The organism is Parageobacillus toebii NBRC 107807 (assembly GCF_003688615.2).
In the GTDB taxonomy this organism is placed as follows: domain Bacteria; phylum Bacillota; class Bacilli; order Bacillales; family Anoxybacillaceae; genus Parageobacillus_B; species Parageobacillus_B toebii.
In genome coordinates this window covers 1,326,191-1,338,905 of the sequence record NZ_CP049703.1, presented here as the reverse complement: position 1 = coordinate 1,338,905, position 12,715 = coordinate 1,326,191, and the positions used below count along the sequence as shown (strand labels likewise).

The following is a 12,715-nucleotide window of genomic DNA, read 5'->3' as shown; positions in this document are numbered from 1 at the left end:
TTAAATTTTCCCTACAAGATCAAGGCTCGGTTTAAGCGTTTCAGCCCCTTCTTGCCATTTCGCTGGACAAACTTCGCCTGGATGGTTGCGGACGTATTGTGCCGCTTTAATTTTGTTAATAAGCGTGCTTGCATCACGGCCGATACCGTCAGCATTAATTTCCACCGCTTGGATGACACCGTCTGGATCGATGATGAACGTACCGCGCTGTGCAAGACCTTCCTCTTCATCAAGCACATCAAACATGCGACATAGCTTTTGAGAAGGGTCGCCGATCATAATGTACTCGATTTTGCTGATTGTTGGAGACGTATCGTGCCATGCTTTATGTGTAAAATGTGTATCTGTTGAAACAGAATACACTTCAACGCCAAGCTCTTTTAAAGTCGCGTAGTTATTTTGCAAATCTTCAAGCTCCGTAGGACATACGAATGTAAAGTCAGCTGGATAGAAGCAAACTACACTCCATTTGCCTTGAAAGTCTTGTTCCGTAACTTCAATAAACTTCCCATTATGATACGCTTTTGCACGGAATGGTTGTACTTTTTTTCCAATTAGAGACATCTTTCATCTACCTCCTGAAAATAGTGTTGGAATGATCAATAGCCTAATTAAATCATTAATTAAATTATAATAATTTTAATTCTATATTTATTATCATGTAGTAGTATCTATTTGTCAATAGATATGATTTAATTTTTTTATTTTGGTTGAGTGCAATCTCCATATGGAATGCTTCTTTGTGATCCGCGTCCCTTCTTAGTATGGCAGGCGCCTATCACGAATAAACTGGTAAATATCCTCTAACCGCACTTCTTTTCTTATTAACGGCAAGTTCATCAGCATGACACCAGTGTTAAAGTATCCTTTTGCATTCAGGGTTTTCAGCCTCAGCTTATTAAATAAATTCGCTACTTTCGTGGAATGGGTATGCTCCGCGGCAATAAACATATTTCCTTCAAAATCCATATCATACAAATCATCGATCGGATTAATCGCAACAATGTCTGGATCAAGATATAAAGCGCGGTCCAATTCTTGGGGCAAAAACTGATGAGCAGCAAGCCGATAATACATTTCTGAAGTGTAATGACAAAATACAGGAGCATCGGCAAATAATTGAGGATCGACATAAATCGGAGTCAGTCGATGGCCTCCTTGTTCTGCAAATCGTTTAATGACTCGATTTCCATCTCGGGAATACGCGAATATAATATAGAACGAAAATGGTTTATGATTGTTGCAAAACAGCGAGTTCATTTAACACTTTTAAACGTCGGAATAAGTTCGATGAAACATAAGCAATCGCTTCCTTGTCCCTACCGTATAGTCATACTATTCCCTTACATTATATATAAATTTTCATCACGTTCTCAACATATATGTCCATGCGAATTTTCCCCTAGAAAGTTTCATTTTTCAATCTTATGCAAAAATAAAAACAGCAGCGAAACGCTGCTGTTTTGGATTATCCGTGAACGGCCGCAAACCCTGGCTCACCGTCAAATAAGTAAAGATTTTCTGTTTTAATGCAATCAAATCCCGCCGCAACAAGCTGGTTGTATAATTCGACAATCTGCCGATGTTCGATTGTTTCGCCAGGTTCTGCGTGGAAACGGCAGCGCCAATGGTCGGTGCAGAACGTTTCCAGAAGCCCTCCTGGATATACCTTCACTCCGCGGTTTGTAATAACCCGAAGCTTGAGATTGCCAACTTTAAATTGCTCCAACGCTTTGCCGAGTTCTTCCGCCGTCCCTTTATCCCAGTCAAGGAAAATGTCCACGCCAAATAATTCTTTCTTTTGTTTTTGCCGCGGTTTTAGCACCGCGTGAAGCTTTGGCGCTTCTTTATAGGAAACTGGAGAAAGTTTTTCCGGAAGCTGGCCAAGACGGTCGATGACCGCTTGGGCAAACTCTTTTGTTCCCACTTGCTGTTTGCTGATTCCTTCGCGGTAAATGTCAAACGTATGGATGCCATCTTCAATGGTTTTTAACCAAGCGTTATGCACGCGCGACGCTACTTCCGGCTGGCCGATATGCTGCAGCATCATCACCGCTGCTAAAAGCAATCCGGATGGATTGGCAAGGTTTTTCCCGGCAAGCGGCGGCGCCGATCCGTGAACCGCTTCAAACATCGCACATTGATCACCGATGTTCGCCGAACCTCCAAGCCCGACAGAACCAGAAATTTGCGCCGCAATATCGGACATAATATCGCCGTATAAGTTTGGCATGACAATGACATCAAATTCTTCTGGGCTATTCGCTAGTTTTGCCGCGCCGATATCGACAATCCATGTTTCTTTTTCAATATCCGGATACTCTTTGCCGATTTCGTCAAACATGCGGTGGAAAATGCCGTCTGTCAGTTTCATAATGTTGTCTTTCACAAAACAGGTCACTTTTTTGCGTCCGTAGCTGCGCGCATATTCGAACGCATAGCGGATCACTTTTTCCGAGCCAGGCTGGGTAATCAATTTCAAGCATTGATATACTTGTTCCGTTTGGCGATGCTCGATGCCGGCGTACAAGTCTTCTTCATTTTCACGAATAATAACGACATCCATATTTGGATGTTTCGTTTCGACAAACGGATAATACGCTACAGCCGGCCGGACATTTGCGTAAAGACCAAGCGCCTTGCGAATCGTTACGTTTAAGCTTTTATACCCTCCGCCTTGCGGTGTCGTAATCGGTGCTTTTAAAAATACTTTCGTTCTTCTTAACGAATCCCATGCACTCTCCTCTAGACCAGTCGTTCCGCCGCGAAGATACACTTTTTCGCCGATTTCAATCGTTTCAATATCTAATTGTGCGCCAGCAGCATCTAAAATTTTTAGCGTCGCATCCATAATTTCAGGACCGATGCCATCTCCGTACGCAACTGTAATCGGTGTTTTGCTCATGCGAATCCTCCCTTTGTTGTCTTTGTCGTTATAAAGTGATCTATTATACAACCCACTACTATGTAGCAGCGGAAGACCACTCTCTATCCCACAACTGTTTCGTCTCCATGTGTATGTACCCAACAGAAATGGCCGATGTCATAATCATCCATATATGATAATAACAAAATATTATTAAAATTTCCTTAAAAAATTTAAATTTTTCCCTATACACAAATATTGACCTATTAGCCATCTCATAAACAAAGCAACAGACCATCGCATTTTTACATAATAATGTGAAGATGTGGCCATGTATAACGATTCACATTCAAGCAACCGGCATAATATCAGTAAATTTTTTATTGCATACAAATATAATTTTACCATTTTTCTAGTATCCATATTTTTTATTTCTCCACGATCATTTCTTTCCCATTCACTGTTATTCATTACCTTTTATGCTATAGTTAATATAAATACCGTTAACTTCCAACATGTAAACTGCTTCAGCGGCAAATATTATATGATTTAAACACGATTGGGGGAAAATGAATGATCAAAAGAGGAATGGTGTCATTTTTCATCATCATGATTAGTTCCATTTTATTATCTTCCTGCAGTGAAAAACCTTCACCGCATGATGCATTGCAAAAATATACGAAATTGTGGGCAAACCAACAATTTGAAGACATGTATGCGATGCTATCTAAACAAGCAAAACAAAACATATCAAAGGAAAATTTTATAAATCGCTATAAAAAAATTTATAAAGATATCAAAGTAACTAATTTATCGGTAAAACCATTGCCAGCAGAAGAAAAAAAAGAGGACGATAAGAAAGAACAAATCAAACTCCCTTTTTCCGTAAAAATGAACACAATTGCCGGCCCGATCCAGTTTGAGCATGAAGCATTGCTTGTCAAAGAAAAACAACACGATGACGAGCAATGGTATGTTCAATGGGATACGACATATATTTTTCCGCAATTACAAAAGGGGGATAAAGTTCGTATTGCCATTACCGCCGGAAAACGCGGGGAAATATACGACCGCAACGGGCTGCCGCTCGCGATGAACGGAGCCGCCTACGAAATCGGCATTGTTCCTGGAAAAATGGGCGAAAACGAGGAATCCATTAAAAAACAGCTTGCCGAGCTGCTCCATATCCCTGTCGAATACATTAACGAAAAATTAAACGCCGCTTGGGTACAGCCTGATTATTTTGTTCCAATTCAAAAAGCGGCAAAATCGGAAACCGCGCTATTAGAAAGCGCCCTCAACATCCAAGCTGTAGCAGTAAAAGAGGTAGCAGAAAGGGAATATCCATTCGCGGAGGCCGCTGCCCATCTGGTTGGATATATCGGCAATATTACAGATGAAGAACTAAGCAAATTAAAAAACAAAGGATATTCGCCATCCGACCGCATCGGAAAACGCGGGCTCGAGGAACTGTTTGAAGAGCGTCTCAAAGGACAAGACGGCGCTAAAATCTATATCGAAAAAAAAGATGGTTCGACAGTGACGGTCGCTGAATCTAAACCAAAAAACGGAGAAACAATTACTCTTACGATCGATGCCAAACTGCAAAAAACGATTTATGAAAATATGAAAAGAAGAGCTGGAACCGCCGCTGCCATTCACCCGTTGACCGGCGAAATTCTCGCCTTAGTCAGCTCCCCTTCGTTCAATCCAAACGAGTTTGTACTCGGAATTTCAGCAGAGGAATACAAAAAATTAGAAAATAATCCGCTAAAACCGTTAATTAATCGTTTTGCCGCCACCTATGCGCCTGGGTCAGCCATCAAACCTATTATCGGTGCAATCGGCCTTGAAAAAGGCATCATTACTCCTGAACAAACGAAAACGATTGTCGAAAAAAAATGGCAACCGAAAGACGGATCATGGGGAAATTACTTTGTGACAAGAGTAAGCGATCGTTTACAAAACGTCAACCTCCAAAATGCGCTCATTTATTCCGATAATATTTATTTCGCCATGGCCGGTCTGGATCTCGGACCGAATAAATTGAAAGAAGGGTTGCACTCATTCGGATTTGGCGAAAAATTGCCGTTTCCATACCCGATTCCATCTTCGCAAATATCGAATACAGGCGAGCTGAAGACAGGTCCACAACTGGCGGATACCGCCTATGGCCAAGGACAAATGCAGATGAGCATTCTTCATCTTGCCGCTGCATACACACCGTTTGTAAACAATGGTGATTTATTACAACCAATTTTAGAAAAAGGACAACAAAAAACCGTTTGGAAACAACAGATCATTTCGGCAAAAACTGCGAGCATCATCGCAGAAGGGCTAAAACAAATAGTGGCCAATCCAAATGGAACCGCACATGGCGCTTATATGAAAGATATTATATTGGCAGGAAAAACCGGGACCGCTGAATTGAAAGATAAAAAAGGAGAAAAAGGAAAAGAAAATGGGCTGTTTGTCGCATACAATGCCAATCATCCTGACCTTCTCATTGCCATGTTAATAGAGGATGTACAAAATGATCATGGCAGCAAATACGTTGTAAATATCGTGAAAAACATTTTTCAAACGGTAAAATCACATTAACGGAGTTCCATCACGAGCTCCCTTTATTCCGGATAATTTTTTGACTATTTACAATTATAAATTTATTATTTATAATAAAACTTAACAAGCCGTCTCCCGTCGGTTTCGCGGCTGACGCTACACAGGCGGTATTAGCACGACGAGGACTCGACAATTTTATACTGCTTCATAATAAAGAACTGTTTCGGTCTGACCAGCATTTCTTTGCCGAAATGCTCCCTCAGGTCGTGAAAGCCGGTTCCTTTCTTCACGAAGAAAAGGAGCCGGCTTTTTTATTCGCTCGTATAGGAGGTGGACGAATGCCAGGAGCGTTAGACGGCGTCCGCATTTTAGATATGACGCGTGTCCTCGCAGGACCCTACGCCACGATGATTTTAGGCGATCTTGGCGCTGATGTGATTAAAGTCGAAGCACCGGGCGGATCGGATGATACAAGATTTTGGGGCCCTCCCTTTCAAAACGGAATGAGCGCCTATTACACTGCGGTCAACCGCAACAAACGAAGCATTACTGTTAATTTGAAAGAAGAAAAAGGAAAAAACATCATTCGTCATCTTGCCAAAACAGCAGACGTTGTCATTCATAATTTCAAAACAGGAACAATGGAAAAATTAGGACTTGATTACGACCATCTCTCATCCATCAACTCGCGACTCATCTATTGCTCGATTACCGGATTTGGAGAGACAGGCCCATACCGCCATTTACCTGGATATGATTATATTATCCAAGCGATGAGCGGATGGATGAGCATTAATGGCACCGCATCATCAGGACCGCTTAAAGTCGGAGTAGCCATTACCGATGTCTTTACCGGTTTGTATGCGGCAATCGCTATTCAAGCGGCTCTCCTCGCCCGTGAAAAAACAGGACGCGGGCAAAAAATTGACCTTTCGTTATTCGACTCGGCGATCAGCGCGCTCGTCAACGTTGCGGCTAACTATTTAATGTCTGGCAACGTACCAACACCTTTAGGAAACGAACATCCGAACATTGTTCCGTATTCAACGTACGAAGCAAGCGACGGGCCGATTGTAATCGCCGTTGGGAACGATCGGCAATTTCAGGCGTTTTGCGGGCTTCTTTCCGACCCGACAATAGGAACAGATCCACGCTTTCAAACGAATCCAAGCCGTGTTGCCTTCCGCGAAGAACTCAACAGACGCATTAATGAAGAAGTGAAAAAACGGACGCGGGCAGAGTGGCAGCGCCTGCTTGCCGAAAAAGGTATACCGTGCGGTCCGGTGCAAAATCTTGAACAATTGTTCCAGCACCCACAGACGCTAGCCCGCGACATGGTCATTACGATGAAGCATGAAAAGGTGGGGTCTCTGCAGCTTGTCGGAAGCCCGCTCAAACTATCCGATACAAAAATATCGTACCGTCTGCCGCCTCCGCTTGCCGGAGAGCATAACGACGAAATTATAAGAGAAATCATGAATGAAACGGGGGAGGATGTATGATGATGAATTTCGATTTTACTCCGGAACAAGAAATGCTTCGCAGCACCGTGCGCAAATTTGTCGATAAAGAAATTATGCCGTACATCAAAGAATGGGATGAACGGGGATATTTTGATCCAAATATTTTCAAACGGCTTGCAGAATTAAACTTAATGGGCGTATGCATTCCGGAAGAATACGGCGGAATGGGCATGGACTACAACTCGCTTGCAATCGTCTGTGAGGAGTTAGAACGCGGTGATACCGCGTTTCGCACTGCCGTCTCCGTACACACAGGATTAAATAGCTTAACCTTGTTGCAATGGGGCACAGAAGAACAAAAACAAAAATATCTCGTTCCGCAAGCAAAAGGCGAAAAAATTGGCGCTTTCGGCCTGACGGAGCCAAACGCTGGATCGGATGTTGCCAGCATTTCCACAACAGCTGTTCGCGATGGGGACTACTACATTTTAAACGGGCAAAAAACATGGATTTCCCTTTGTGACATCGCCGATCACTTTATCGTATTTGCCTACACCGATAAATCGAAAAAACACCGAGGCATCTCTGCTTTTATTGTCGAACGGACAATGCCTGGCTTTTCATCAAAAGCGATTAAAGGAAAACTAGGCATCCGCGCCGGCAACACAGGTGAGCTGTTCTTTGACAACGTCCGCGTCCCGAAAGAAAACCTACTTGGCGAAGAAGGAGAAGGATTTAAAATCGCCATGTCTGCGCTAGACAACGGAAGATTCACGGTTGCTGCCGGAGCGGTCGGGCTTATTATGGCGTGTCTCGAAGCGAGCGTAAAATATTGCCATGAGCGCAAAACGTTCGGCAAAGAAATCGGGAGACATCAGCTTGTGCAGCAAATGATCGCCAGAATGGAAGCAGGATTGCAAATTAGCCGTTTGCTCGTCTATAAAGTAGGGTTTTTGAAAAATCAAGGCCGCCGCACAACAAGAGAAGCATCACTCGCAAAGTGGATCGCGTGCGACTTCGCTAATCAAGCAGCCGACGATGCCGTCCAAATTCACGGCGCGTACGGCTACTCCAACGAATACCCTGTCGAACGCTATCTTCGAAATTCAAAAGCGCCGGTCATCTATGAAGGAACAAGGGAAATCCATACGATTATGCAAGCGGAATATGTGCTTGGCTACCGTCAGGATAAACCGCTGCGCAAAATGCTTCCGCCTTGGAATCCGGATTCGGTGAAACTTTAACATAAAAAGGCCCTCGCTTGTACGAGGGCTTTTTACTGTGTATTTTCCTGCATTTTGCAATATTGCTTGTATAAATCTTTTAGCGCCGCACACAACGCCGAATTCGCCTTTCCTAAATACCCTTCATTCAGCTGCTCTAAAATGGAATCAATCCCGTCCCTTAGCGAGTGGCCTTTAAGCAGGCGTGCAACATAATCGCGCCCATGTTCTGTTGCCAGCGTACACGAAGCGTCGACAATCACCCCGTACTTTTTATCAATTTCCGCCGTAATCGTCAGCGTATCATATACGCTTTTTGCCGCCATTCCCGCCGGCAGCCGTGCGTGTCCTGCAATAAATTGCGTGTTCATCTTCCTCTCCCCTTACGTAAAGATGTCTACTATAAGATTATAAAACAACATTAATCATAATTTTTTTAAATATATCGACAAACTTTTTTGATCATAAATTTGCTTGCACTGTTGTCATCATCTATCGATTTTCTTATCCGCTCTTTATGGACGTGCAACAATAATGCTATAATGTGCTCAAACGAACGCCTCGGATGGAAAGTAAACGCAACGGGGGGCTTGTATGTCTCCATCCTTTAGCAAAAACATACAAGTCGTCAGAAACCCCGCTTCAAACGAAGTAAAGTGGCAGATCGTTCACTAGGGGTGGTAACATGGACCGATTTACTGTTTCCTCGATTGTAAAAGTGATGAATGAATTATTTCCTAAAGAAGCTTCTTTCGTGATTTCGGATGATAAGCGCTATATTTATTACCAACCAAGCAAACAAATTGATTTAAAAATTCGTCCCGGAGACAAAATCAAACCGGAATCGGTCACTTACAAAGCCTTGACCGTTCAACGGAAAATCGCAGAGCAAAAAGATAGCCGTGTTTTTGGCGTACCTTATTTCGGGATATCGGTCCCAATTTTAGATGATGGCAACCCGAAAGGCTGCGTTACCGCCATATTGCCAAGAAAGCCGCTGCTTACAATGCCGTATTTAACGATCCGAGTGATGGATCGTTGGCTGCCTGTTCCTTTCGAGAACGTGATCTATTTAGAAGCCCAAAATCGTAAAACATTCGTAAAATCGACTTATGCGGAAGGCTACCATAAATACAACTTAACCGAACTGGAATTTTCCCTTCCTGATGATATATTTGTTCGGTGTCATCGATCCTATATCGTTAACATTCATCACATTATAGAAATTCATCCAGATTCGCATTCTACTTTTTTATTGGTGATGAAAGACGGCTCAAGAGTACCCGTGAGCCAAACATATGCAAGCCATTTTCGGAAGCTGCTCTGCTTTTAATGTGTGTAACTGCACATCAAAACAGTTTCTTCCACTATACAGCTCCCTTCCTTTTGCCAATCTCTCTAAAGAGCTCATGGAAAGTGAGCTCTTTATTTATGGAAACAGCACGTTTTTCCATTACTATTTGGTAATGATTTTCCTTTCTTATCCCCTTTCAATCCGGAGTGGTTTTCTATTTTTTCTCCTTTATGTATTAAAAATTCTTTTTTAGTTGCAAAGAAAGCCCTTTTATTCACTTTTGAATGATTTTTCATAACTAAATAGCTAGAATATTTAAAAAAATAAAATAAGAGGTGAGCAGCATTGGATAAACAAATTTTCGAATTAATCGGTAATTCTCGTTTAAGGAGCCGAATTGTAACAGCAGAAACAGCAGCTTCATGGATTAAAGACGGTATGACGCTCGGTTTGAGCGGATTTACCCGCGCGGGCGATGCCAAGGCAGTTCCTTTTGCACTGATTGAAAAAGCAAAACAACAACCTTTAAAAGTAAATGTATATACAGGTGCCTCACTAGGCTCAGACATTGATAAAATGATGGCAGAAGCAGGAATTATCAATAAACGGCTTCCGTTTCAGGCCGATTCTGTTATGCGCAAAAAAATTAATCAAGGGGAAATCTTGTTTATTGATCAACATTTATCACATACAGCAGAATTAGTGCGTGCAGACGTATTAAATCCTATCGATTTCGCAATCGTGGAAGCGATTTCGATAACTGAAGACGGAATGATTATCCCTACTACTTCCGTAGGAAATTCTTCGATCTTTGTGAAAAAAGCCCGACACGTTATTGTCGAATTGAACACAGCCCAACCAAAAGAACTAAAAGGACTTCATGACATTTACGAAGTCGGCAACCAAGGAAAACGCGAACCGATCCCTTTAACAAAAGTAGACGATCGAATCGGAACAATTGGTATTCCAGTAGATGAAGATAAAATTATTGGAATTGTTTTGACAAACCAACTTGATTCCCCATCCACGATTGTGCCTCCAGATGCGGAAACAGCTGCTATAGCGAATCATTTAATCAATTTTCTACGAAAGGAAGTCGCAGCAGGCCGACTTTCTGAAAATTTAGCGCCGATTCAGGCAGGCATTGGTTCTGTTGCGAACGCTGTCCTTTACGGTTTATTGGATTCGGAATTTTCTAATTTGGAAGTTTATTCAGAAGTTCTTCAAGATGCCATGTTTGACCTCATCGATGCTGGAAAAGTCCGGTTCGCTTCCGGCTGCTCTATTACTTTGTCTCAAAACAAAATGAAACAAGTGTATTCCAATTTAGATGCTTACCGAGACAAGCTGATCCTTCGTCCTCAAGAAATTTCTAATCATCCGGAAATCGTTCGCCGTCTCGGACTCATTTCCATCAATACAGCCTTGGAAGCAGATATATACGGAAATATTAATTCTACACATGTTCGCGGCACAAACATGATGAATGGCATCGGTGGTTCAGGCGACTTTGCCCGCAATGCACGCCTTACGATCTTCGTGACAAAATCCATTGCAAAAAATGGAGCTATTTCAAGCATCGTTCCATTCGTATCGCACGTTGACCATACCGAACATGACGTGGATGTGATTATCACAGAATATGGTTATGCCGATCTTCGTGGGTTGGCGCCAATCGAACGCGCACCTCTTATCATTGAAAATTGCGCACACCCGGATTACCGTCCGCAGTTGCGCGAATACTTCAAGGAAGCGCTTAAGCGCGGAGGCCAAACACCGCACGTCTTGGAAAAAGCGTTCTCATGGCATATCAATTACGAGAAATATGGAACAATGATGGAACCAAAATATCAATTGCAAACTCAACAATAAAATATGAAGAGCGGGGTAGCCTTCAAAAGGATACCCCTTCATCAAACATCAAATGCTATAGTAGTCTATTTGTTATTGTTGTTCATCGGGCTCTTTCGTCACCTGAAACTGCTTTAGCATGTTGTCAAATCTAGCTCCGTGTCCTTCGCTCGCCTCGACAAAGTAATGCTGCTCGATGACGAACGTTCCTCCCTGGCCGTTATCGACAAGATAATACTTTACTACTCCATCATTCCATTGCCGACCGCTTTCCCCGTGAGCATGCTGATCTACATTAGCCATGCGCGCATGATCATCTATATAATCGCTCATTGCCACGATTTTTGCTTGCTTTTTCATCAGCCGATTGCATTCATTAAGCAAAATCCGGTAAAACCAAGGCTTATACGCTTTGGCCGGATCGAAGCGGTCAATATGATCATACACACGGATAAACGTTTCTTGCACCGCATCCGCGGCGTTTGCCCTGCTTTTGCTCATTTGGGCTGTCAATTGGGCAAAATGGCTGTGCCGGCATTTATCCTGCCATGCTTGCAGTAATGATTGCACCAACCGTCAACATCGATCCAACTTCTCTTGCCTTTATTTTGACGCTTATTCTAGTCGTCACCATCAGTTCGTTTGGGGTTGCAGGCGTTGGCGGTGGGGCTACGTTTGCGGCGATTTTAGTGCTGTCGACTATGAATCTACCAGTAGCATTAGCAGGATTGCTCATTTCCGTAGAGCCGTTGATTGACATGGGAAGAACTGCCCTAAACGTCAGCGGAAGCATGACTGCCGGTGTAGTCACCAGCCGCATCACTAAAGAATTGAATTTAAATATCTATAACGGAGAAACGCAAAAACTAGAAGCATAAGGCTTGGATATGTTCCTCGTTTTCCCACCACGCTAAAACTGCCAGCTGCACTTGCGCGGCAAATGAAAGAAGAAGGCCTAAATATGGTGAACTGGCATCTGTCAAACAGATACGTGCAAAAGAATTACGGTATGGGTTCAGTATTCAACAGAACCCATGCCGTTTTATAATAATAATGGCTTGCTGAACTTCTGTAACGGTTTGCAGCGAAACTGAAACATGCCATAGCACGACAGATTATAGGGAAGAATAGAATTTCTTACATAATCTGTGGTTCTGCGAAATGAGGCATGAGTGGTTGACGAGTGGATTTAGTTTATGAAGGAAGTTAGGACCTTTTTGTTGTAGTAAAAGGCAGTTATAATTTAAAAATGGGTTTTATCATGACTTTTTTGATTCCCGGAATTCTGGTCATATAGGTGGATTTGTTGGAGGAATTCTTTTATCTCCTTTTGTATTTAAGAAACAAAAGAATTTAGAATTTAGCATTAGTGGATAACGTTTATATTTCATTAAAAGAGAACACATGATTGGCTTGATTCTTTAGGAGGTTACTGAAGGATCGGAGTTAGGGTACA

At 42.6% G+C, this 12,715-nt stretch carries 10 protein-coding genes and 1 pseudogene; 6 read left to right on the top strand and 5 right to left on the bottom strand.

The genetic code is table 11. The annotated features are described in order from the left end of the window. The 3 genes from ahpC to DER53_RS06830 all read right to left on the bottom strand — a co-directional run bounded on the left by ahpC (position 1) and on the right by DER53_RS06830 (position 2,905). Complete coding sequence (gene ahpC / locus DER53_RS06840) at positions 1-564, bottom strand: alkyl hydroperoxide reductase subunit C (RefSeq protein ID WP_012749173.1); 564 nt, start codon at positions 562-564, stop codon at positions 1-3. Positions 565-759: 195 nt separating this feature from the next. After that, the gene (locus DER53_RS06835; protein WP_375781760.1) at positions 760-1,260 is read right to left on the bottom strand and encodes a glycosyltransferase family 8 protein; all 501 of its coding nucleotides are present in this window, start codon (positions 1,258-1,260) and stop codon (positions 760-762) included. Positions 1,261-1,468: 208 nt separating this feature from the next. Continuing rightward, positions 1,469-2,905 (bottom strand): NADP-dependent isocitrate dehydrogenase, encoded by a 1,437-nt coding sequence (locus tag DER53_RS06830; protein ID WP_012749171.1) that lies wholly within the window; start codon positions 2,903-2,905, stop codon positions 1,469-1,471. 534 nt (positions 2,906-3,439) lie between these two features. Between DER53_RS06830 and DER53_RS06825 the strand changes: the two genes are divergently transcribed. From DER53_RS06825 to DER53_RS06815, 3 genes are all read left to right on the top strand, one after another. Next, positions 3,440-5,467, top strand: a complete 2,028-nt coding sequence (locus tag DER53_RS06825; protein ID WP_062754837.1) for a penicillin-binding transpeptidase domain-containing protein — start codon at positions 3,440-3,442, stop codon at positions 5,465-5,467. A 299-nt stretch (positions 5,468-5,766) separates the two neighbouring features. Further along, positions 5,767-6,930 carry a CaiB/BaiF CoA transferase family protein gene (locus DER53_RS06820; protein WP_062754839.1) on the top strand — a complete coding sequence of 388 codons (1,164 nt, stop codon included), beginning with the start codon at positions 5,767-5,769 and terminating at the stop codon, positions 6,928-6,930. Further along, complete coding sequence (locus DER53_RS06815; RefSeq protein ID WP_012749168.1) at positions 6,930-8,135, top strand: acyl-CoA dehydrogenase family protein; 1,206 nt, start codon at positions 6,930-6,932, stop codon at positions 8,133-8,135. The genes DER53_RS06820 and DER53_RS06815 overlap by 1 nt, the downstream gene beginning before the upstream one ends. A 32-nt stretch (positions 8,136-8,167) precedes the next feature. On the opposite strand, the gene DER53_RS06810 is transcribed toward DER53_RS06815, so the two are convergent. Continuing rightward, positions 8,168-8,485, bottom strand: a complete 318-nt coding sequence (locus DER53_RS06810) for a DUF3870 domain-containing protein (protein ID WP_012749167.1) — start codon at positions 8,483-8,485, stop codon at positions 8,168-8,170. A gap of 314 nt (positions 8,486-8,799) precedes the next feature. Here DER53_RS06810 and DER53_RS06805 point away from each other — a divergent pair, with 314 nt between their 5' ends. Next, complete coding sequence (locus DER53_RS06805) at positions 8,800-9,447, top strand: LytTR family DNA-binding domain-containing protein (RefSeq protein ID WP_012749166.1); 648 nt, start codon at positions 8,800-8,802, stop codon at positions 9,445-9,447. 306 nt (positions 9,448-9,753) lie between these two features. Next, entirely contained in the window at positions 9,754-11,280 is a 1,527-nt protein-coding gene (locus DER53_RS06800; RefSeq protein ID WP_062754841.1) for a succinyl-CoA:acetate CoA-transferase ScpC, read from the top strand. 72 nt (positions 11,281-11,352) lie between these two features. Here the strand turns inward: DER53_RS06800 and DER53_RS17305 are convergent, their stop codons facing one another. Continuing rightward, positions 11,353-11,829 (bottom strand): RNA polymerase sigma factor, encoded by a 477-nt coding sequence (locus DER53_RS17305; protein ID WP_244319642.1) that lies wholly within the window; start codon positions 11,827-11,829, stop codon positions 11,353-11,355. On the opposite strand from DER53_RS17305, the pseudogene DER53_RS06785 reads away from it, so the two are divergent. After that, a pseudogene (locus tag DER53_RS06785) lies at positions 11,757-12,137 on the top strand (cation:dicarboxylate symporter family transporter); the annotation flags it as partial. The gene DER53_RS17305 and the pseudogene DER53_RS06785 sit on opposite strands and share 73 nt — an antisense overlap. Positions 12,138-12,715 lie beyond the last annotated feature (578 nt).